Origin of the sequence: Niveispirillum sp. BGYR6 (assembly GCF_027568365.1) — a bacterium.
GTDB lineage: Bacteria > Pseudomonadota > Alphaproteobacteria > Azospirillales > Azospirillaceae > Niveispirillum.
On the sequence record NZ_JANLNL010000012.1, the window covers coordinates 162,542 to 184,374 of the forward strand.

A 21,833-nucleotide genomic window follows, 5' to 3' on the forward strand; every position below is an offset into this window, starting at 1 on the left:
GGGGGACATTCAGCTGACAGCCGGCGTCCAGCCCCGCCAGGCATCCCACCAGCAGGGCGAAGGGTTGGTGGATAAAAACCAGTTGGCCCGGTTCAGCCAGCCCTGACGGAATTGCGCATCCGCAGAGCCGGGCTGGCTGATCGACAGATAATATTGGACCCGCTGACCGGTATAGTTGTCGCAGGCAGCGGCGATGCCATGTTGGGCAATATACTGGTTAACCTGCGCCGCCGTACCCGGTCCCGGCACCCCATCGGCGCTGGCCCCGACCAGGGTCTGCAAGGTTTTGATGGCGCGGGACGGGCCGGCGGTCCAGCCAAAATCCATGGTGATGGCGATCAGCGGGCTCCAGCCCAGCTTGTTCAGGCCCGGCTGCTCGTAATAATCCTTCACGGCGATCTGGGCGGCCACCTCCAGGGTCACATCCTGCTGCATCTGCTGGGCCGTCAGCGTGCAGGGATCAACATTGATCCAGGCCCCATAGATATCGGGCGTTACGCCCCGCATGGTGCCGATCAGCTTCGTGCCGCCCGCTTGGCAATGGGCATAATTGCCGGTGTCGGCCGGGTTGGCTTCCCACAACCCTTCCCATTGGGCGATGGTGGTTTGAAAGGCTTGTTCAGGGGTTGGGAAAGACATGGCCCTCACTCCGTCCGCTTCTTCGTGGAATTATCACCGATCTCTTCCGCCATTTTGGCGCGGGCCGCTGCCTGCATCCGCGCGGCGGTGGCCTGGAACTGGTAAGGCCGTTTGCTGCCGGGGACGCTGGACCCGGCCCGCCTCAGCCGGCCGGCGTGTCGCTGGAACTATTCTGGTTGATGGCGTTCTTGATGCCGTTCTGCTCGTTCGAAATCTGGTTTTCAATCTGCTGCTGTACGGCGTTCACGGCATTCTCGACCGCCTGTTGCACCGCATTCAGGGCGGCCTGAGTGCTGGGGGCAGGTGGATTGGTATTGCTGGTGTCGGTCATCGGGAAATTCCTTGGCGGCAGGTCAATGGGCCGTCGGCCTTCGCCGCCATCATATGGGAAATACCATTAATAGTGGTGGTGAAAATTCCATGACGGTTCCAAAAATTGTTATGCGGAAACAAAAAGGGGAAGGCGGATCAACCGCCTTCCCCCAGTTCCGCGCGCAGAACCGTCCGCCCAATCAGGTCGGCTGACGCACGCCATCCACCCGGCGGGTGACCTTCCACGGGTTGGCAGCCTGCACGGCCGGCGGCAGCAGCGCGTCGGGCAGGTTCTGGTAACAGACCGGGCGCAGGAAACGATCAATCGCCAGCGCGCCGACAGAGGTGGTACGGGCGTCGCTGGTGGCGGGGAAGGGGCCGCCATGCACCATGGCGTGGCAGACTTCCACCCCCGTCGGCCAGCCATTGGCCAGCACGCGGCCGGCGCGTTCGGCCAGCAGGGGCAGGAATTCAGCCGCCAGCGGCTGATCGGCCGCATCCATCAGGATGGTGGCGGTCAACTGGCCTTCCAGCCCGGCCAGCACCTGTGCCAGCTCCGCCTTGTCACGGCAGACAATGACCAGGGAGGAGGAACCGAACACTTCCGCCCCCAGCGCCTCATCAGAGAGGAAATGCTGGGCATCGGTGCGGAACAGGGCGGCCTGGCCCCGGTTCACGCCCTCGCCCGCCAGCCCGCGTGCCACCAGGGTGACAGCCTCGTGGCTTTCCAGCTTGTCGACGCCGGCGCAATAATGCTGCCAGATGCCACCGGACAGCATCACCTGGGCGGCGGCCTTGCTCAGATGCTCCCCGGCGGCAGCGATGAAGGCCTCCGTCTCCGGCCCGGCCAGCGCCAGCACCAGACCGGGATTGGTGCAGAACTGGCCCGACCCCATGGTCAGCGAGCCGATGAAGGCGGCGGCCAGATCGGCCCCGCGTGACGCGGCCGCGTGCGGCAGCAGCAGCACCGGGTTGATCGAACTCATCTCCGCATAGACCGGAATGGGTTCCGGGCGCTTGGCGGCGATGGCGGCCAGCGCCAACCCGCCGGCGCGCGAGCCGGTGAAACCCACGGCCTTGATGCGCGGATGCGCCACCAGCGACCCACCCAGCACCTGCGTCGTGCCCGGCAGATAGGAGAAGACACCTTCGGGCAGGCCGGCGGCGGCCACCGCCTCGGCAATGGCGCGGGCCACCAGTTCACCCGTGCCCGGATGGGCCGGATGGCCCTTCACCACCACCGGGCAGCCGGCGGCCAGCGCCGACGCCGTGTCACCACCGGCAACGGAGAAGGCCAGCGGGAAATTGCTGGCGCCGAACACAGCGACCGGGCCGATGGCCTGATTGACGCGGGCCAGGAACGGGCGGGGCAGGGGGGCACGATCGGGCAGGGCGGGGTCAATGGTGGCATCCAGCCAGTCACCCTGGCGCACCACGGACGCGAACAGGCGCAACTGACCGACGGTGCGGCCCCGTTCCCCTTCCAGGCGCGGGCGGGGCAGGCCGGATTCGGCCATGGCGCGGACGATCAGATCATCGCCGATAGCCAGGATGCGGGCGGCCACATCCTCCAGAAACGCGGCGCGGGCTTCCAGCGACAGGGTGGAGAAGGCGGGGAAGGCGGCAGCCGCCAGGGCGCAGGCCTCCGCCACATGGCCGGCATCGGCCTCGGAGAAATCGGGTCCGATCACCTCGCCCGTGGCGGGGTTCAGGGCCTGGAACCGGGCCTGGGCCTGAACCTGCTTGGCACCGATCAGGATGCTGCCGTCGATCACACTCATCTTAAACTCACCTCCGCTCCGGCGGGTACCATACCCGCATGGGCATCATAACAAGGGCCTGTTACCGCTCAGGCGGTTGGGGGGGGAGCCCCCGTGCCCGCTTTAACCACCGTCACCCATGCTGCGGCCGGGGTCCAGGGGCCACAGGCGTCTCGCTCTACGAACTGGACCCCGGCCGCAGCATGGGTGACGGTAAAGGGGGGAGAAAGCGTGCCCCCTTCGCTCCCCCCCCCCCCGTCAAAAACCACCCTCAATCCAGCCGATGGCCGGCTTCAATGGCCGCTGTCGGCTTGGCACCCCACAGGGCATAGAACAGCACATACAGTTCACACGCCGCCGTCAGCAGGAACGACGTCTGCAGCCCATAGGCATCGGCCAGCATCCCCTGGAAATAGACCAGCGCGCCGCCACCAATCGCCATGATCAGCAACCCCGCCCCCTCTTCCGTCAGCGGCCCCAGGCCGCGGATGCCGAGCGTGAAGATGGTGGGGAACATGATGGAATGGAACAGGCCGACGCTGATCAGCGCCCACATGGCGACCGGACCATCCAGCAGCACCGCCATCATCATCACCAGAAAGGCGCCGATGGAGGCCACGGCCAGCAGGTTTTCCGCCTTGACCCAGCGCATCAGATAACCGCCACCGACGCGGCCCACCATCATCCCGCCCCAGAGCAGGAACAGATAGCTGGAAGCCTGTTCATGGGTGACGCCGGCAATATCCGGCTGACTGATGAAATTGATGAACAGGTTGGCCACACCGATTTCGGCAATCAGATAGATGAAGATCGCCGGCACGCCGAACACCAGATTACGGTGTTTCCACAGCGAATGTTTCTTGCGCTCTTCCGCATCGGCCCGGCGCGCGGTGGCGCTGATATCGGGCAGGCGGGAACGGGCGATGACAAAGGCCAGCACCAGCAGCACCGCCGCCACGATCAGATAGGGCAGTTGCACCGACTGGGCATCGGCCAGCCGTTCGGCCGCCGTCAGCGTGGCGCCGGCTTCCGCCGTGCCGCCGGTCGACCGGCCCAGGATCAGATAACCGCCAAACAGGGGCGCCAGGGTAGTGCCGGCGGAATTGCACGCCTGCACCAGATTAAGCCGCGATGACGCCGTTTCCGGCGGGCCGACCACGGCGACATAGGGATTGGCCGCCACCTGCAGCAGGGCAATGCCCGCCGCCACAATGAACAAAGCCACCAGCGTCACTTCATAAGACGGGATGCGCGCCGCCGGAATCATCATCAAGGAGCCGAACGCCATGGTCAGCAGCCCCGCCACCATGGCGCGGCGATAGCCGATCCGTTCAATCAGCTTGGCCGAGGGGACCGAGGCCACCAGATAGGCGATGAACCAGACCGACTCGATCAGCGTCGTCTGCGCATAGGTCAGGTCAAAAACACTGCGTAAATGCGGCAGCAGCGTGTTGTTGATAACGGTGATGAAGCCCCAGATAAAGAACAGGCTGGCCAGCAGAGCCAGCACGGGGCGATAATTGTCGACCACGGCAGCGACAGCCGCATGGCCGGTGCCGGGCTTGGAAATCGGTGCTGGTGGCATCTTGGGCGTTTCCTCTCGGGACGGCTTCCATTCTATTTTGTATGAGTATATAGCTGGCAGAAAGCGAGCCGGTCAACGGCGCATCGTTTCAAAAGGAAGGAACCCCGATCTTGCCCCGGAAGCATCTCCGTCCCGCCCTTGTTGTCGCCCTGTGTGCCACCAGCCTGCTGAGCTCTGCCGCAGCACTCGCCGCCAGCGCCAGCCGCGCGCCGTTTGGCGAGCTGCCCGACGGCACCAAGGTGGAGGCGATCACCCTTATCAATAATAAGGGTGTGAGCGCTACCATTTTGACTTATGGTGCGACATTGCAGGCGCTGAAGGCGCCGGACCGGACGGGAGCGGTGGCGGATATCGTGCTGGGCCATGACACGCTGAAACCCTATGTGGAGACGCCGAACTATTTCGGCATCACGGTGGGCCGCTATGCCAACCGGATTGCCGGCGGGCGCTTCACCCTGGATGGCAAGACCTATCAGCTGACCCAGAACGACAAGCAGAATTCGCTGCATGGCGGGGTGAAGGGTTTCGACAAGCATAACTGGCAGGTGGCCGATATCCGCCAGGGTGAGACGGCATCGGTCGCCCTGACCCTGACCAGCCCGGACGGCGACCAGGGCTATCCCGGCACCCTGTCAGTGAAAACCACCTATACGCTGGATGAGAATAACGTTCTGTCCATGACCTATGAGGCGGCGACCGACAAGCCCACCATCGTCAATATGACCAACCATGCCATTTTCAATCTGGCCGGCGAAGGCAGCCCGCTGGGTATTCTGCGGCACAAGCTGACGCTGCCGGCTTCCCACTATACCCCGGTCAACGCCGCGCTGATCCCGACCGGGGAATTGAAGCCGGTGGAAGGCACGGTGTTTGACTTCCGCAAGGGCCGGGTGCTGAGCGAGGGCTTGCGCGACGGCACCGACCCGCAGATCGTCGCCGGTCGCGGCTATGACCATAATTTCGCCATCGATAGCGGCCTGACGCCCAAGCAGAAATTGACCGCCCTCCTGGAAGACCCGGATTCCGGCCGCGTGCTGGAGGTCTACTCGACCCAGCCCGGCATCCAGGTCTATACCGGCAATTTCCTGGATGGCACGCTGGTGGGCAAGCAGGGGCACCTGTACCGGATGAGCGATGGGATCGCCCTGGAACCGCAGAAATTCCCCGATGCGCCCAACCAGCCCGCTTTCACCTCTGCCCGTGTCGATCCGGGGAAACCCTATCGCCATGAAATGAGTTTCCGTTTGTCCGTTGCCCAGTAAGAATGAAGGACCGTTGGTCATGACCCCCGCGCCCACCGAACCGAAGAAGCTGCGTTCACGAGCCTGGTTCGATAATCCGGCCAATATCGACATGACAGCGCTGTATCTGGAGCGCTATCTGAATTTCGGCCTGTCGCTGGAGGAGCTTCGCTCCGGCAAGCCGATCATCGGCATTGCCCAGACCGGCTCCGACCTCAGCCCCTGCAACCGCCACCATCTGGTGCTGGCGGAACGGGTGCGCGACGGTATTCGGGAGGCCGGGGGCATTCCGCTGGAATTCCCCGTCCACCCGATCCAGGAAACCGGCAAGCGCCCGACGGCGGGGCTGGACCGCAACTTGGCCTATCTGACCCTGGTGGAGGTGCTGTACGGCTATCCGCTGGATGGCGTGGTGCTGACCATCGGTTGCGACAAGACCACGCCCGCCTGCCTGATGGCGGCGGCCACGGTGAACATTCCCGCCATTGCCCTGTCGGTCGGCCCGATGCTGAATGGCTGGCACAAGGGCGAACGCACCGGTTCCGGCACCATCGTCTGGAAGGCCCGCCAGATGCTGGCGGCTGGTGAGATCGACAATGACGGTTTCATCAAGCTGGTGGCGTCGTCGGCCCCGTCCACGGGTTATTGCAACACCATGGGCACGGCCACCACGATGAACAGCCTGGCCGAGGCGCTGGGGATGCAGTTGCCCGGTGGTGCTGCCATCCCGGCCCCCTATCGTGACCGTCAGGAGATGGCCTATCGCACCGGTCTGCGCGCCGTGCAGATGGTGCATGAAGATCTGAAGCCGTCGGATATTCTGACGCGCGATGCCTTCCTGAACGCCATTGCGGTGAATTCCGCCATTGGCGGTTCCACCAATGCGCCGATCCATCTGGCCGCCATCGCCCGCCATATGGGCGTGGAACTGGACCTGCAGGATTGGCAGAGCCATGGCCATGATATCCCGCTGCTGGTGAATTTGCAGCCCGCCGGCGAATATCTGGGCGAGGATTATTACCGCGCCGGCGGCGTGCCCGCCGTGGTGTCGCAGCTGATGCAGCAGGGCCGCATCATCGAAAACGCCCTGACCGTCAATGGCAAGACCATTGGCGACAATTGCCGGGGTGTGGAGATTGAGGATGAAAAGGTCATCCGCCCCTATGGCCAGCCGCTGAAGGAGAAGGCCGGCTTCATCGTGCTGCGCGGCAATCTGTTCGATGCCGCGATCATGAAGACCAGCGTGATCAGCCCGGAATTCCGCGACCGCTACCTGTCCAACCCCAACGATCCGGAAGCCTTTGAAGGCCCCGCCGTGGTGTTCGACGGGCCGGAGGATTACCATCACCGCATCGATGATCCGTCGCTGGGCATCACGCCGGAAACGTTGATGTTCATGCGCGGTGCCGGCCCGGTGGGCTATCCGGGGGCGGCCGAAGTGGTGAATATGCGCCCGCCGGCCTACCTGATCCGCGAAGGCATCTCCGCCCTGCCCTGCATCGGCGATGGCCGCCAGTCGGGCACCTCCGGTTCCCCCTCCATCCTCAACGCCTCCCCGGAAGCGGCGGCGGGCGGGGCCCTGGCCCTGCTGCGCACCGGCGACCGGGTGCGCATCGACCTGAAACACTGCACCGTCAATGTGCAGGTCTCTGACGAGGAACTGGCCCGGCGCCGGGCGGAACTGGATGCTGCGGGCGGTTATGCCTATCCGGCCTCCCAGACGCCTTGGCAGGAAATCCAGCGCGCCACGGTGGGCCAGATGAACACGGGTGCCATTCTGGAAGGGGCGGAAAAGTACCAGCGCATCGCCCAGACCAAGGGCCTGCCGCGCGATAATCACTGATCGGTCTGTCATAAAGGCTCCCCCCGGCAGTATTCTGGGGGGAGCCTTTTTTTGGTACTACGAAGACAGAACTAGAAAATCTTGATAATTATAAAGGCCACTTGAAGTTGGCAGTCCGGTAGAGTCAATTTGGCACAAGATTGACCCGCTAAAATATACATAATAGCTATTTGTAATATATTTTATCTTGAACTCACTTTCACTTGAAACCGCATATGTCATATTTGTTGTTGTCGCCGGCGTACCCGAACCTACAAAAACCGAATTACAATAAAATGCCGGCGAGAATCCATCTGGTAGCGTTAGCCCCCCGGAGGGCGGGGTTATTTTCCCGCTTGGCTGAATTCTAACTGAAAATTCCGTGGCATTAATCAATATTGTGGAAAACCAGACCGGGCTCCACGTTGATTTATTTATAGTTTTTATCTGCATATCAAAACTCGCCTCCCAGTACCCGGCACCCGGCACGCCTGTCGGGGGTGCTGAACTAAATACTGCGAGGCCAGGCATGATAACTCCACTTATGTTTGCCAATTTTTCCTCCATTAATAAGGAGCGTTATTTTTTATCTGTGTGATGTGTGAGACAATTATTTAATAATGTTAAATTGAGTGAAAATATGATACAAATCTCCCTTGATCGTGCCGGCTGACCCCCGACAGATAAATTCAGAAAGCGTGGAGAATGTTCAGGCGGGGGGGGATTGAGGAGGGGGGCAGATGGTTTTGGAGACGGCGGAGGGAAAAAAATCGGCGAATCGGGAGGGGGCAGACCCTTTGATCGGCGGCCAGAAAACATGGTGCAGCGGTGCCCCGCGCTGTGGCCCCGGGCGCGGGTGGAGAGCCATATCCAGCCATCGTCGCTGCCGCCGTCGCCGCCGTGGCACCCATGCCGGCAGCCATGCCACCAGCAACCACCACCACCACCACCCCAACCCTGATCCCCACAGAAGCCGCCATCGCAGCAGCGCGGATGTTGCGGCGGGCCGTTTCGGTGAAAAGGGCCTTGAGCTGTTCAACTGAATATCGCGCATCCATCAATGTCATCCTGCTCAGCTGTACCCCGTCGCCCAGTGCGGCGGGAAATCCATAACAGCGGCGGAGGTTCGGACATGCGCGTGCCCACAGCCAGAGGCGCCCAACCCCTGGAATCATGGACCCTCCCGGCCCATGACTTTATGACCATATACAAAAGGATAGGGGCGAATCAATCCCCCGCCCCCCCCATTTCTGCAAATTTTTATTGCATATTCCTTCATGCAGTCTTCGCCGCCGGGGGCGCCATCAGGTTATGCAGATTCTCTACATTCTGATCATACGTATTTAATATCATTGCACTCAGTTGCTGCGGCGTCAGGGTGACCCCCATCGACTCAGCCTGTTCCAGATGCACCTCGATCAGGGCCTGCATCAGGCTGCGGTTATAGCCCGTCGCCACACCCGGCCCGCCGCCGCTGCCGCTCCCTTCCCCCCGCATCGGCCCGTGGCCGGCAATCAGCCAGTCCAGCGACACGCCGGTGATCTGCCGGATCTTCTCCAGCATCTCCAGCGGCGGTTCAGAGCGTCCCCGCTCCCAATTGCCCAGGGTTGTCTTCGGCACCCCCAGATGGGTGGCAAACAGCTCCCGCTCCATCGGCTGCCGCGCCGCAATCAACCGGGACGAAAACGCAGTTTCTGGTTTCAACGGGCGGGCCATGGCTGAAAACTTCCTTTCAGTAACAGAGACATAGTTTCAAAACGGCACTTATCGCCTTGAAAATGCACATTTCCCGGTCGGAATTCGGCTTGAAAGCGCAAAAAAGGCACTGAAAGCGATTGAAAGCCTCTTTTCCGGTTGAATAAGCGCCAAATTGGCATTATGTTTTTCTCATTCGTAGGAACTTCCACCCCTCCTATGCCGGCCTGGCAGGACCGGCATCAACCTGAAGGACATACATGCGATGGCCGCCACCCGGGGCCAGCACAAAGCAGATATCAAAAGCACGCTGGAAAAGCGTGGATTGACCCTGCGATGCCTGGACAGGGCCCATAATCTGCCCCTTGGCACATGCAGTTTCACGTTGCGTGAACCCCATGCGGTGGGTGAGCAGGTTATTGCCGCCGCCCTGGGGGTAAGCCCAGGGGAACTGTGGCCGCACCGATACCGTACCGATGGCGTCCGCCTGCGACCGCAGCCCGCGGCCAACTATAAGACGCCCCCCCAAAAACCCAAAACGTCTGAAACGCTGCGCCGTTTTAACGCTAATACCATTGAACAGGTGTAAGAATGAAGGAAATGGGCCTTCAGACCATCCCGCTGGACCAGATCGATGATCGGGACCGGCTGCGCCCGGTGGATGCGGGCCAGGTGCGTTTTCTGGCCGAAAATATCCAGCAGACCGGTCAGCTGTTACAGCCGATCAGCCTGCGTTATCTGCGTGACGGCGCCTATAAGCTGATGGCCGGCGGCCACCGGCTGGCCGCTGTGCGGCAATTGGGCTGGACCGAGATTGCCGCCTTTGTCTTTGAGGCCAATGGCGATGAGGCGCGGCTGGCCGAGATTGATGAAAATCTGGTCCGCCATGAGCTGAACCCGCTGGATCGCGCGGTTTTCCTGGCCGAACGCAAGGCGCTTTATGAAAAGCTGCACCCGGAAACCCGCCATGGTGCCCAGGGCGGCCGGGGGGCGAAGCGCAATGAAGACGACACGCTGTCGTTTTCAAAGGATACCGCCGCCCGCGTCGGCCTGGATGAACGCACCATCCAGCGCGCGGTGATGATTGCCAGCCGGCTGGCCCCCGATGTGCGCGGCCGCATCGCCGGCAGCGCCATCGCCCGCACCCAGACGGAACTGCTGGCCCTGGCCCGGCTGCCCCCGTCCGAACAGCGGGCCATTGTGGAAGCAATGCTGGCCGACAGCCCGCGCGCCCGCAATGTGGCCGCCGCCCGGCGGCTGGTGACCGGTGCCCAGCCGGAAGAGCTGGACCCGGATTCCGGCAAATTCGCCAAGCTTGTCGCGCTGTGGGGCCGCAGCGGCCCGGTGGCGCGGCGGGATTTCCTGACCCATCTGGCCGCCAGCGGTGACCTGACCCGCTTTGGCCCGATCAAAAGAGGAGGCAAGACCAGCCAGGATGAGGCCGCCTGATGAGCACGATCCCGCATCACCAGAACAGCGACTGGTACAGTGCCGCCGATATGGCCCGCTTGATGGGGATCAGCCATCAACGTTTCAACCAGATCGTCGCTGAACGGGGCTGGCGCAGCCCGGATAATCTGCGCTGTACCGGCCACCCAACCGGTATATGGCGCCGTGAAAACGGCAAAATCCTCTACCATTATAGCCTTCTGCCAGCCCTGGTGCGCGCCAGGCTGGCAGCAGGCACCGACATTACACCCCCTGAAGACAGCAGAAAGGCGGTGAAGCAGCGTTTGGCCCGCGACCATCTGTGGGCCCAGTATGAAAAAGCCAGCGACAAGGCCCGCGACCGGGCCCGCCGCAAACTGACCGCCATGCAGGCCGTACACACATGTGTGCAAAGCGGCATGGCCAAGGATGCGTCGGTCCGGATGATCGGGCAGGAACAGGGGTTTTCCGCCGCCTCTTACTATGGCTGGGAAACCCGTGTGGCCGGCATCGACAAGGCCGACTGGCTGCCCTATCTGCTGGACCGCTATACCGGCCGCGTCGCCGACCCGGACAGCTGTTCGGAGGAGGCGTGGGAATTCATCAAGGCCGATTACCTGCGGCCCGAGGCCCGCGCCTTTGAGGTGTGTTACCGCACGCTGGCCCATGTGGCCACCCAGAAGGGCTGGACCATTCCCAGCAGCCGCACCCTGTTGCGGCGGCTGGAACGGGAAATCCCGGTGGTGGTGCGGGTGCTGAAACGCGAAGGGGTGGACGCGCTGAAGCGTCTGTTCCCGGCGCAGGAACGCGACCGCTCCATGTTCCACGCCCTGGAGGCGGTGAATGTGGATGGCCACACCTTTGATGTGTTCGTGACTTTCCCCGATGGCAGCATCGGCCGGCCCTGTCTGGTCGGGTTTCAGGATCTCTACAGCGGCATGATCCTGTCCTGGCGGGTGGACCGGTCGGAAACCAAGGAGCTGGTGCGGCTGGCCATCGGCGACATGGTGCGGCGCTGGGGCATTCCGGATCATTGCTGGCTGGATAATGGCCGGGCCTTTGCCAGCAAATGGATCACCGGCGGCATCGCCAACCGCTATCGTTTCAAGGTGAAGGAGGAGGAGCCATCCGGCCTGTTGACCGATCTGGGTGTCACCGTGCATTGGACCACGCCCTATCACGGCCAGGCCAAGCCGATTGAACGGGCCTGGCGGGATTTCTGCAACAATATCGCCAAAGACCCGCGGCTGGCCGGGGCCTATACCGGCAATAACCCCACGGCCAAGCCGGAAAACTATGCCAGCCGCGCCGTGCCGCTGGATGAGTTTCTGAAGGTGGTGGCCTGGGGCATCCATGAGCACAATAACCGGCCGGGGCGGGATACCAAGGTCTGTGGCCGCCGCCTGTCCTTTCAGGCGGCGTTCGAGGCCAGCTATGCCCAGGCCCCCATCCGCAAGGCCACACCGCAGCAGCATCGCTTATGGCTGCTGGCGGCCGAGGGGGTGAAGGCGCGCGACCGCGACGGTGCCGTGCATATCGAGGGCAACCGGTATTGGGCGGAATTCCTGACCCAGCACCGGGGCGAAAAGCTGGTCGCCCGGTTCGACCCGCAGGATCTGCACGGGCAGGTGCATCTTTACAGCCTCTCCGGCTCCTATCTGGGGGCGGCCCCCTGTGTGGAGGCGGCCGGCTTTGCCGATATCGCCGCCGCCCGCGCCCATGCCGCCAAGCGCAATGCCTGGCTGAAGGCCGTGAAACAGACGGCCAAGGCCGAACTAGCCATGTCCATCGAAGAGGTGGCGGCCCTGCTGCCCGAGGCACCGGAGGCCCCGCCGCCGCCCGCCCCCGGCATCATCCGCCCCGTCTTCGGCAACAATGCCTTGAAGCCGGCGGCGGCGGCGCCGGTGCCGGTGGCGGACAGCGACCCGGAAGCCGATGTGCTGGCCAGTTTCAGCCGCGCCGTGGCCCGGATGCGGCTGGTGGAGCGGGAATAGAGGGTTTCTTGCACCCGGCATTTCCGGACAGAGACAAACCAAAAACAGGAGCAAAATGTGATCGTGCAACAGGAAGCCGCCGCCCCCGGTGCGGCGGGGCGCAGCCGTGCGCCCGCCACCCCGGCCAACCGGGCGCCGCAGACCGGCTTTATCAATACACCCACCGCCGGCCGCATCATCCCCATTCTGCATTACGCGCAGATGGCGCCGGATTTCGCCGTGGTGGTGGGCGTGCCCGGTGTGGGCAAGACAGAGGCGCTGAAACATTATGCCGCCAGCAACCCCCATGTCTGGCTGGCCAGCATGGAACCGGCCACCACCAAGCCCGGCATGATGATGCGGGAAATCGGCCGGGCCATGGGGCTGGATTTGAAATCGCTGGCCGATGCCTCGGTGGAAATCCGCCGCCGGGTGGAAGGCACGCAGGGGCTGATCCTGATTGATGACGGCCAGTTCCTGTCCACCCTGGCGCTGGACCAGCTGCGCACCATCCATGACAAGGCGCAGATCGGCATCGCCATCATCGGCAATGCCGCGCTCTATGCCAATATCAATGGCAGCGGCCGCAAGACCGAACTGGCGCAGCTGTTCAGCCGGGTGGGGATGCGGGCCAATATCCACAAACCCAGCGATGGCGATATCACCGCCCTGCTGCGCGCCTGGGATATTGCCGATGCAGAGGAGGCGAAATGGCTGCGGGTGATCGCCCGCAAGCCGGGCGCCCTGCGCGGCCTGACCAAATTGCTGAAACTGGCCACCCTGCTGGCCGATGGCGAAGACCAGCCCCGCCGCCTGAAACATATGCAAGCCGCCTGGGGCCAGCTGGCCGGCGCGGAGATTGAAACGCAGGCGGCGTGAGGGGGGGGCGGGTTTCGTACAGCAGTGCGCCCGCGTTTTCGCCCGACAGTGCCCTTTCATCCGCACGGCTTTGGCTTCGCCCGCCGGCGCCTTTCAGTGGCTCAACAGTACCGTCGTAGAACAGCGCGTTTCAATTGCTCAACAGTGCCGTCGCAGAACAGCGCGTTTCAATTGCTCAACAGTGCCTTCCCCGCGAAAGCGGGGATCCAGGGGCCACAAGAACAACAGTGGGTCCCTGTGGCCCCTGGACCCCCGCTTTCGCGGGGGAGGCACCGAAGGGTGCAGCCTGCCCCGAAGAATGCAGTCGGCACCCAAACACCCCCCCAACCCGGATACCCCCCATGACCAGACGCCCCCCCATGCCGGCGGAAAGCCAGCGGGCCCGTGCCATCCGGGCCATACAGAGCCGCCGCCGCCAAATCCCCGCTTTGGCGGAGGAAGAGACCTGGCGGGATTTCATTGAACGGGCCACCGGGCTGCGCTCCCTGCGCAGTATGCCGGTGCCGTTTCTGGCCCAGGTGCTGGATGCGCTGGCCGCCGCCGGGGCCAGCGCCGGACCGGGCCGCAGCGGTGACCGGCAGCTGGCAAAGCTGCGGGCCGAATGGATCAGCCTGCATGAAGAAGGCGCGACGCTGGATGCGTCCGACGGGGCGCTGCTGGCCTGGGCCGGGCGGCAACTGGCCCGCCCGGTGGACCGGCTGGACGATCTGACCAGCGCCGATAAACGCCGCCTGATCGAAGGGCTGAAATGCTGGGCCCTGCGCCTGGAGCAGGATTAAGCCATGGGCCAGCCACCCCGCCCCCCCTCCGCCCCCCGCCAGGGGGGGCCATGTGCCGAAACCGCCCGGCCCCGTACCTGCGTGGCGGTGGGGCCGGGCGGTGGGGCGGTGAAATTATACCAATCTCCCTTGATCGTGACCGATCCAGGGAGATTTCAGGTTCCCTCATGTGCCGGGCGCTGCCTCCGGCAGCTTGGCTTACGCGCCCATGGGGGCGCGGGCCGGCGGTCGCCGGCCTCCAACCCGCCTAAAGCTCAACCTTCAGGCGGGTTGGTATTAGTGGGTAAGTCCCTTGGCCGCGGTATCGGCCTTTTCGCGCAGCACATTCAGGCTCGCGCGCAGGGCATCGTCCAGGACCACATGCGAATTGTCGAAATCGTCAGGGTTTTTCCCTTCCTTTTCAGCGCGGTCGATATCTATTTTCTGGAGTGCTTCGATCTTCTCAGAAGAAACGCCAATTTCTGCCAGTTTTTCAAAAACGGTTCGCACACATGCACGTTTAAAGAACTTGTAGTCCGGCGTAGCATAAAGCTCACAATTGAAATCGGTGCTCCACGCCTTCCCGAATGTGCGCCCCGCAACGATGACATCATTGATCTTGGAGAGTTCCTCCTTCGTGATCACCTTGTCGCGCATGGCTACCTGGGCTTTGGTATCGATATCCACCAGCGCTTGGAACATCGTCATCGGGGATATGGCGCTGCCGGCGAGAGCCCACAGATGGATCAGGCTTCCATACAGAGGCTCCTTGCGCGGGTCGAGGGCGGCCTCCGCTTCGGTTCCGGCAGCCCCGTCCTTCTTCTGATTGTCAAAACACCCGGTCAGTGCCAGCACCAGCGCCAGGGCGGTAGTAATCTTCATCAAACGCATGGTTTCCATCTCCACATACACAAGTACGGCGCATCATGGCGATGGTGTTTCCGCCTGTCCACGGGAAAGCAGCCGTGACGGCGCCCCCCATCGATACGCGCGGCTGGCCGCCGGGGCTGGTGGAGATCGCGGCCCGGATCGGGGCGGAGGCGGCGTTGAAACTGGCGCGCGAATATGGCGGCGTGCGGCTTTATGTGCCGCAAACCATGCGGTCTGGCCACCCCATTGCCCGGCTGATCGGCATGGTGGCGGCACAGGCCCTGTGCGACTGGCGGCCGGGGGAACAGCTGGAGCTGCCGACGCTGTACGCCATGCGGGCCAAGAAAACCATGATCATCAAGGCCGAAGGCAGCAACCGCGCCATCGCGCGCAGCCTGGGCGTCAGTGAGCGCTATGTCCGCCAGGTGCGCAATGCCGGCCGCACCCGGACGGGGGAACCGGATTTGTTTGAATAAGGCCAAGCTGCCGGAGGCAGCGCCCGGCGCTTGAGGGAACAGCGTATCCCCCCGGAACAAATTCCCCCCGGATGGCGGGGGCCCCCCCTTCTACCATCCGGCCCCTGTACAACAGGGGAAAATCATGCTGCCCATCCATTTTGCACGTTATGTCGTTCAGCCCGCTCTGGCCCATATGGGCGAAGGGTTGCGGGGGTTCGAAACGCTGCCGGCGGTCTGGCTGGTGGTGGGGACGGCGGCGGTGGAAAGCGGCTTTCGCGCCATCGATCAGCATAGCGGACCGGGCGACCGGACCTGGGGCCCCGCCTATGGGTTCTGGCAGATCGAGCCGGCCACGGCCGAGGATATCCATAACAACTATCTGCATTTCCGCCCCGGCCTGGACCAGCGGCTGCAACGGCTGCTGGCCCCCCGGCCCGACCGCACGGCCCAGCTGGCCACCAACCTGTCCTATGCGGCGGCCCTGTGCCGGCTGATCTATTGGCGGCAGGCGGATTGCGTGCTACCCCAGACCGTGGACCCCGCCCGCTTTGCCGCCCTGTGGAAGCGGTTCTACAACACGCCGGCCGGGGCGGGCACAGAGGCACAGTTTCTGGACAGCTGGCAGCGGCTGGTCGCCCCCTGGCTGGAGCCTTTGTGATGGACCGCCGTTTCTGGCGCGCCCTGATCGCCGCCCTGGTGCCGCCGGCCCTGCTGCTGGGCTTTCTGGCCGCCGCCCTGGTGCTGCCGGCCCGCGCCGATGAACCCATCACCCTGCAACTCTCCCCCGCCCTGGCCGGGTTGGGGGAGGCGTTGTTATCCGCCCTGGTGCTGTTGCTGGCCTGGGCCATCCGCCGCCTGACCCGCTATCTGTCCAGCCGCCAGGCCACCCGCCTGCGCCGCCTGGCCGAACAGGCCCTGGACGCCCAACTGGACGCCACCCTGTCACCGCCGCCCCCGCCGCCCCCGTCGCGCAAACGCGGGGGCCGGGGGCAGAAGTGACGCGGGGGCAGGGGGCGGGCGCTGGCTTCTGCACTTGAGGCGCGCGGTTCCTTTCGGGTGCTTCAGGCCCGCTCTTTGCCCGTCAGCCGGGCTCTCTCTACCGTCATCCCGGCGCAGGCCGGGATCCAGGATCACAGGCACTGCCTTCACCGCCTTGATCAGCAAAGCCGCGCTGTCGGGCGCGTGGCCCCTGGATCCCGGCCTTCGCCGGGATGACGGGAAAAGGTGTCTGGATAAATGTGCGGGGCCGGACCATACGCGACACGGGCCCCCCCCCTCACTTCATGCGAAACCGATTGCGCAGCCCCAGCCCGATCAGGAACAGCAGGATCAACCCCAGCACCGTCTGCACTCCGCTGAACGCCGCCAGCCAGCCGGAGAGCTGTTTCAAGGTGGCGGCATCCACCAGCTCCTTGCGCAACCCCAGCGAGGCCAGGGTGTTGGCCGCACTGACCCCCAGCGCATGGGGGAAATCCCAGGCCAGCGTCGGCCCAAACGGCAATGTTCCCAGCACGATCAGCAGCAGCAGCCAGCTGATGGGAACCTCATAGCTTTGGCCATAATTGCAAAGGATACCGTAAAACCTGATCGGCAATCCTTTGATCCACCCATCCTTCACCAGCCGGCATTCCATCTCCTTGGCGAAGAACATGAGTTCATCCTCATGCTTCTTCAGCCGATCCATTTCCAGCTTCAGCCGTTCATAGGCGTGAGTGAAGGTTTTTGCCTCATTCTGGTTTTTGGGCCGTTGCGGCCATGTCGCCTGGTTCCACATGGTGCCTTCGTGCAGCTTGGCACCGTGGAACATGGGGGGGGAATGGTTGAAGGTGCATTGCTCGAAGCTGGTGTTGCCTTTGAATTCGGCGTTGGTGAAAAGCACACTGTCAGCAAATTTTACATGGCTAAAATCAGCATACTCGCCAATATTGACGCCACTGAAATCTGCGCTGCCAGCGAACTCTGCACTGCTAAAAAAGGAGTTTTTTATTATAGATGTTCCATTGAAGTAAGAGTTTTTCGAAAAAATAGTTCCGCAAAAAGATGCGTCTTCTTCAAAGAATGTATTTCTGAAATCAGCGTTTCCGGAGAAATTCGCGGAGGCGAAACTGCCGCCCATGTTGAACAAAGATCCTTTAAAAAATGCATCATCGATAAATTTTGATTTTTCAAAAAAACTAATTTTTAGCGAATAAAACTCAAAGTAAATTTTTTTATCAAAAAATGTAGAATTTAAATCAACAAATTCGTCCGAAGCCGGCATTCTAATTCTTCGTAATCCTGCGCGCTTGGAGAATAAATTTTTGATCTTCAAAAGATCGATGTGATTAAATTTGGAAAATTCCATTTCTTCAAGAACGTCTTTCAATCGTTCCCGATCTTCCGCCGTCCACAGATGCGCATAGTACCGGTTCCAGGCGATCCGGTTCCGCTTCTGAAGCTCAAAATCCCCCTTTTCCGGCACCCCATACAACGTCGCCAGCAGATACCACGGGTTATCTTCTGCCGGGGTCAGCGCGGGTGTCGTCTCGGTGTTGGTCATCGGCGGGGCTCGGGGGGCGGTTGTGAAAGCGGTTGAGCTTTACCGATGAACGGGCGCGGGGGCAATGGGGGGCGGGTTGTCTGCCCGGACTGTTGATTGCGGTGGCGGCTGCACACGCACCAGCGTCAGGCCGACATTTATCTGGGGGTGCAAACGTTGCCCCCTGCACGAAGCTGCCTTCCCCGCGGAAGCGGGGAACCAGGGGCCACAAAAACCACGCTTCGGTGCCCATGGCCCCTGGACCCCCGCTTCCGCGGGGGAGGCAGGTAGAGCCAGGGGGCGATGTCGGCCCCTTCTTCCGCGGGGAAGGCACCTTTGTGCCATGACGCCCCCCACCCTCAGGCGGAACTGCTTCCCGCTGTAGGGGGGGCGGGCGGCCCCCTTACCTTCCGGCCATCGCGCTGATCACCAGCCAGCAGAACGGGGACCATCCATGGCCAGACAGCTCAGCGGAAACCAAGCTTTTGCCCCGGCGGCGGTGCTGCCATGAGCGGGCTGGTGGCCATCCGTGAAGCCATCGCCACCCGCCTGCTGTCCGTGCCGGAGATCGGCCGGGTGCATGGTTGGGAACGGCCTTTTACCACAGCCGCCGGGTTGCAGCAATTTTACGGCTGGCCCGCCGATACGGCGGATGCCCCCATCCGGGGCTGGTGCGTCACGCTGCGGCGGTTCAGCGGCAGCCCGGCGCGCACCGGCCGGGGCCGGCGCATCACCTGTCAGTGGCGCATTATCGGTTACCTGTCGTTGCAGGATGCGTCCGCGTCGGAAATGACGCTGACCGGGCTGATCGACCGCATCGCCGCCGCCTTTGATGCCGATCCCACCCTGGGCAACACGGTGTCCCGCAGTGCCAAGGGGGAACCACCCGACACGCTGGCCGGCATTCAGTGCCGCAAGATCACCGTGCTGCGCCTGCCGGAAACCCCGCCCTGCCATCAGGTCTGGCTGACCCTGCACACCCAACATTTCGCCTGAGGTCACCATGGCACCACCCTTCGCAGCGCAGAAGAGCAGGCCGGGAACCGGCCCGGCGGCGACCGCCGCCGCGCGGCACGTGCCGCGTGAAGCCAAGCTGCCGGAGGCAGCGCCCGGCGCCTGAGGGAACAAGGAAAATAACCAAACCGAGGGGGGCCGCTTAAGGGGTGACCGCAACCATGGGCACCCCGGCACCCCTGGCCAGAAGAAGAACAAGAAGACCGGCCAACGGCCTCCCCACCCGCAAAACAGCTTTGCTGAAACCAAACCCCGGCGGTGCCCGTGATGTGCCCGCCGGCAAGGAGACACTCATGCCCATTCTCAGCGCCCCCAAGAATTACCGCGAACAGATCCTGCTGGCCAAGGCAGAAGCCAGCTATGGCGTGGATGCCGGCCCGACGGGCGCCAATGCGCTGCGCTGCTATGACGTGCAGATCAAGCCGTTGCAGGCCGACAAGAAGACCCGCAGCTTCATCCAGCCGCATCTGGGTGCCCGCCCCAGCCTGATGGCGATGCAGCGCAGCGAAATCAGCTTCAAGGTGGAAGCCTGCGGCGCCGGTGTGGCCGGCGATCTGCCGCCCCACCATGATCTGCTGCGCGCCTGTGCGCTGAATTCCACCCAGGTGGCCGCCACCCCGACATCCACCATCGCTGCCACCGCCACCTATGGCGCCGGCGGCGGCGGTACCGTCACCTATACCCGCACGGCCGCCTATGCCGGCGTGCTGGCCCGCACGGTGACGGCCACCTGCACCACGGCGGGCGCCAGCGGTGCCGCCAAGTTCAGCATTTCCGCCCCGGCGGTGGGCCATCTGCCGGCCTATAATGTCACCAACGTCACCCTGACCGATGGCACGGCGCTGGCGCTGCCGGGCGGGGCCAGCATCACCCCGACGGTGGGCACCGCCTTTACCGTGGGCAATACGTTCTCCATCGCGCTGACCCCGGCGGAAACCCGCTATGAGCGCACGTCCGACCGCGCCAGCCACGGTTCCGTCAGCCTGTACATGATGATCGATGATGAACGTCACAAGATCGTCGGCGCGCGCGGCACGGTGAAGCTGGTGCTGGGCATTGGCGAATTCCCCTATTTCGAATTCTCCATGACCGGTTATTTCGCCCCGCCGGAACTGGCCGTGGCCCCGATCGGCGATTTCAGCGACTGGACCGATCCGCTGCATATCGCCGCCGATACGTCCAGCCTGTGGCTGGCCAACAAGGAACTGGTGGCCAACAATGCCGAGTTGGACCTGGCCAACACCTATGCCCTGAAGGAACGTATCGGCCGCCGCGCCGTGCGCATCAATGAATGGGCGACCAAGTTCACCAGCACGGTGGAAGCCCCGGCTTTGTCCGATCTGGACCTGTGGAACGTGTCGCAGAGCCGCACCCGCATCACCGCCCAGGTGCTGCATGGCAAGGTGCCGGGCAATGCGCTGTTCATCGATCTGGCCTCCATGCAGATCGACGCGCCCAGCCCGTCGGAAGATGAATCCGATTACATGCTGGGCATCACCGGCGACGTGCTGCCCGTGCAGGGCGATGACGAGCTGAAGCTCTGTTTCCGTTAAGTTTTTCCGGCTTGCCGGAAAAACTTAACGGGCTGTGCGTGCGCCCTCAAGCGCCGGGCGCCGCCATCCGGCGGCTTGGCTGACGCCGCACACGCGGCGTGGCGGCAGTCGCCGCCGGGGTCGGGCCTGGGGGGCCGTTCTTCGCAATGGCTCCCCGGGTCGGGTCAACGTTGCCCCGCTTTCTACGGTTCCCGCCTTCTCACTACCGTCGCCACCACTCTCCACCGTCATCCCCACCCACTACCGTCACCCCGGCGAAGGCCGGGGTCCAGGTTCGTAGAGCAATGCGCCCGTGAGTCTGGATCCCGGCCTTCGCCGGGATGACGGTGGAGAGTGGGGATGGCGGTGGAGAGAGCACCACAGCCCACGTGAGCACCACCACCCACGCGGGTACCACCACCCTTCCCCCTTCACCCACAACCCTTTTTCCTATCTTCCAGGAGTTCCCACCATGGGTTTGAAAGTCGCTTCCGAAGTCACCGTCCGTCGCAAGGCCATCATCCGCGAGCCGCGCAACGACCATTCCTTCTATGACCACAGCGTGAAGATCGACTTCACCATCATGGCCAACAGCGAGGAAGACGAGCTGTACAAGCAGACCTTCGTGGCCCCGCTGCGCTCTGACTTCGTGACCGACGAGGATTACCGCCGCGCCGTGCAGGAACACGAGGCGCAGGCCCGCGGCTATGCCCGCAAGCTGTTGACCAAGGTGGTCACCGGCTGGCCGGCGGACAAGAAGGAAAGCGGCCTGGAAGACGCCAATGGCGAGGCGTTGGCCTTCTCTGACGAGGCGTTGGCCCAGCTGCTGGAACTGCCCTACGCCGTCACCGGCCTGGTGAAGGCGTACCGTGAAGCGGTGGAAGGCAAGGGCGGTCAGCGGGGAAACTGATCGGCTTTGCCGAGGCCTGGGCGCGCGGGTTCCGGCCCGCGCGCCTGAGCGAGGCCGAGGCGGGCGATCAGCTGGCGCGGTTGACGGGGCGGGCGGATGCCCCGCCGCCGTCGCCCTCCGCTCCCCCCGCCCCGGAACGGCGGGAGGATTACCCGGTTCTGGAATGCCTGGTGCCGCTGGCCCTGCTGTTTCTGCGTGCTGCCAGTTCCATGCGTCGCCCCGCCATGGGCGGCCCGCCGCTGGGCATGGATTGGGTGCAGGTGCAGGCCCTGGCCAGCATGACCGGCTTTCCCATCACCGCCTGGGACGTGGACACGCTGGATGATATGGCCGCCGCCGCCTGCACCATCCTGCACGAACAGGCGGCCCGGTTGAGTGATTAGGCGGGGGGAGACCGCCGGGGAACCAGCACGCCCTTGTTTTTCAATCCCTTGCCCTT

General features: G+C 63.4%; 21 protein-coding genes. 14 read left to right on the forward strand and 7 right to left on the reverse strand.

The annotated features are described in order from the left end of the window. Positions 1-9: 9 nt before the first annotated feature. The 4 genes from PCJ49_RS21055 to PCJ49_RS21070 form a co-directional block, all read right to left on the reverse strand. Complete coding sequence (locus PCJ49_RS21055) at positions 10-639, reverse strand: glycosyl hydrolase 108 family protein (protein ID WP_269912678.1); 630 nt, start codon at positions 637-639, stop codon at positions 10-12. A 142-nt stretch (positions 640-781) separates the two neighbouring features. Then, positions 782-970 (reverse strand): hypothetical protein, encoded by a 189-nt coding sequence (locus PCJ49_RS21060; protein WP_089288397.1) that lies wholly within the window; start codon positions 968-970, stop codon positions 782-784. A 181-nt stretch (positions 971-1,151) separates the two neighbouring features. Continuing rightward, the gene (locus PCJ49_RS21065; protein ID WP_269912679.1) at positions 1,152-2,732 is read right to left on the reverse strand and encodes an aldehyde dehydrogenase (NADP(+)); all 1,581 of its coding nucleotides are present in this window, start codon (positions 2,730-2,732) and stop codon (positions 1,152-1,154) included. Positions 2,733-2,982: 250 nt separating this feature from the next. Continuing rightward, positions 2,983-4,296 (reverse strand): sugar MFS transporter, encoded by a 1,314-nt coding sequence (locus PCJ49_RS21070; RefSeq protein ID WP_269912680.1) that lies wholly within the window; start codon positions 4,294-4,296, stop codon positions 2,983-2,985. 110 nt (positions 4,297-4,406) lie between these two features. On the opposite strand from PCJ49_RS21070, the gene PCJ49_RS21075 reads away from it, so the two are divergent. Both PCJ49_RS21075 and PCJ49_RS21080 read left to right on the forward strand, forming a co-directional pair. Then, a complete protein-coding gene (locus tag PCJ49_RS21075; protein WP_269912681.1) occupies positions 4,407-5,558 on the forward strand; it encodes an aldose epimerase family protein in 1,152 nt (383 codons plus the stop codon). A 19-nt stretch (positions 5,559-5,577) separates the two neighbouring features. Continuing rightward, positions 5,578-7,380 (forward strand): IlvD/Edd family dehydratase, encoded by a 1,803-nt coding sequence (locus PCJ49_RS21080; protein WP_269912682.1) that lies wholly within the window; start codon positions 5,578-5,580, stop codon positions 7,378-7,380. A gap of 1,254 nt (positions 7,381-8,634) precedes the next feature. Here PCJ49_RS21080 and PCJ49_RS21085 read toward each other — a convergent pair. Further along, positions 8,635-9,075, reverse strand: a complete 441-nt coding sequence (locus PCJ49_RS21085) for a helix-turn-helix domain-containing protein (RefSeq protein ID WP_269912683.1) — start codon at positions 9,073-9,075, stop codon at positions 8,635-8,637. A 244-nt stretch (positions 9,076-9,319) separates the two neighbouring features. Here PCJ49_RS21085 and PCJ49_RS21090 point away from each other — a divergent pair, with 244 nt between their 5' ends. The 5 genes from PCJ49_RS21090 to PCJ49_RS21110 all read left to right on the forward strand — a co-directional run bounded on the left by PCJ49_RS21090 (position 9,320) and on the right by PCJ49_RS21110 (position 14,113). After that, positions 9,320-9,643 (forward strand): helix-turn-helix domain-containing protein, encoded by a 324-nt coding sequence (locus PCJ49_RS21090; protein ID WP_269912684.1) that lies wholly within the window; start codon positions 9,320-9,322, stop codon positions 9,641-9,643. An 11-nt stretch (positions 9,644-9,654) separates the two neighbouring features. Then, positions 9,655-10,503, forward strand: a complete 849-nt coding sequence (locus PCJ49_RS21095; protein ID WP_269912685.1) for a ParB N-terminal domain-containing protein — start codon at positions 9,655-9,657, stop codon at positions 10,501-10,503. Beyond that, a complete protein-coding gene (locus PCJ49_RS21100) occupies positions 10,503-12,476 on the forward strand; it encodes a transposase domain-containing protein (RefSeq protein WP_269912686.1) in 1,974 nt (657 codons plus the stop codon). Before PCJ49_RS21095 ends, PCJ49_RS21100 begins: the two co-directional genes overlap by 1 nt. Before the next feature lie 57 nt (positions 12,477-12,533). Then, positions 12,534-13,334, forward strand: coding sequence for an AAA family ATPase (locus PCJ49_RS21105; RefSeq protein ID WP_269912687.1), 801 nt, complete (start codon positions 12,534-12,536; stop codon positions 13,332-13,334). 341 nt (positions 13,335-13,675) lie between these two features. After that, positions 13,676-14,113 carry a regulatory protein GemA gene (locus PCJ49_RS21110; RefSeq protein ID WP_269912688.1) on the forward strand — a complete coding sequence of 146 codons (438 nt, stop codon included), beginning with the start codon at positions 13,676-13,678 and terminating at the stop codon, positions 14,111-14,113. Positions 14,114-14,389: 276 nt separating this feature from the next. Here the strand turns inward: PCJ49_RS21110 and PCJ49_RS21115 are convergent, their stop codons facing one another. Further along, on the reverse strand, positions 14,390-14,983 hold the full coding sequence (locus PCJ49_RS21115; RefSeq protein WP_269912689.1) for a hypothetical protein: 594 nt from the start codon (positions 14,981-14,983) through the stop codon (positions 14,390-14,392). A 74-nt stretch (positions 14,984-15,057) separates the two neighbouring features. On the opposite strand from PCJ49_RS21115, the gene PCJ49_RS21120 reads away from it, so the two are divergent. The 3 genes from PCJ49_RS21120 to PCJ49_RS21130 all read left to right on the forward strand — a co-directional run bounded on the left by PCJ49_RS21120 (position 15,058) and on the right by PCJ49_RS21130 (position 16,419). Beyond that, positions 15,058-15,438, forward strand: coding sequence for a hypothetical protein (locus PCJ49_RS21120; RefSeq protein WP_269912690.1), 381 nt, complete (start codon positions 15,058-15,060; stop codon positions 15,436-15,438). A 124-nt stretch (positions 15,439-15,562) separates the two neighbouring features. Beyond that, the gene (locus tag PCJ49_RS21125) at positions 15,563-16,078 is read left to right on the forward strand and encodes a hypothetical protein (protein WP_269912691.1); all 516 of its coding nucleotides are present in this window, start codon (positions 15,563-15,565) and stop codon (positions 16,076-16,078) included. Further along, positions 16,078-16,419, forward strand: coding sequence for a hypothetical protein (locus tag PCJ49_RS21130; RefSeq protein ID WP_269912692.1), 342 nt, complete (start codon positions 16,078-16,080; stop codon positions 16,417-16,419). The genes PCJ49_RS21125 and PCJ49_RS21130 overlap by 1 nt, the downstream gene beginning before the upstream one ends. A gap of 277 nt (positions 16,420-16,696) precedes the next feature. Here PCJ49_RS21130 and PCJ49_RS21135 read toward each other — a convergent pair whose 3' ends face one another. Next, positions 16,697-17,959, reverse strand: a complete 1,263-nt coding sequence (locus tag PCJ49_RS21135) for a pentapeptide repeat-containing protein (protein WP_269912693.1) — start codon at positions 17,957-17,959, stop codon at positions 16,697-16,699. Between the two features lie 486 nt (positions 17,960-18,445). Here PCJ49_RS21135 and PCJ49_RS21140 point away from each other — a divergent pair, with 486 nt between their 5' ends. From PCJ49_RS21140 to PCJ49_RS21155, 4 genes are all read left to right on the forward strand, one after another. After that, positions 18,446-18,934 (forward strand): hypothetical protein, encoded by a 489-nt coding sequence (locus PCJ49_RS21140; protein ID WP_269912694.1) that lies wholly within the window; start codon positions 18,446-18,448, stop codon positions 18,932-18,934. A gap of 311 nt (positions 18,935-19,245) precedes the next feature. Next, the gene (locus PCJ49_RS21145; RefSeq protein ID WP_269912695.1) at positions 19,246-20,505 is read left to right on the forward strand and encodes a hypothetical protein; all 1,260 of its coding nucleotides are present in this window, start codon (positions 19,246-19,248) and stop codon (positions 20,503-20,505) included. 451 nt (positions 20,506-20,956) lie between these two features. Further along, entirely contained in the window at positions 20,957-21,394 is a 438-nt protein-coding gene (locus PCJ49_RS21150; RefSeq protein ID WP_269912696.1) for a hypothetical protein, read from the forward strand. Between the two features lie 80 nt (positions 21,395-21,474). After that, on the forward strand, positions 21,475-21,777 hold the full coding sequence (locus PCJ49_RS21155) for a hypothetical protein (RefSeq protein WP_269912697.1): 303 nt from the start codon (positions 21,475-21,477) through the stop codon (positions 21,775-21,777). Positions 21,778-21,833 lie beyond the last annotated feature (56 nt).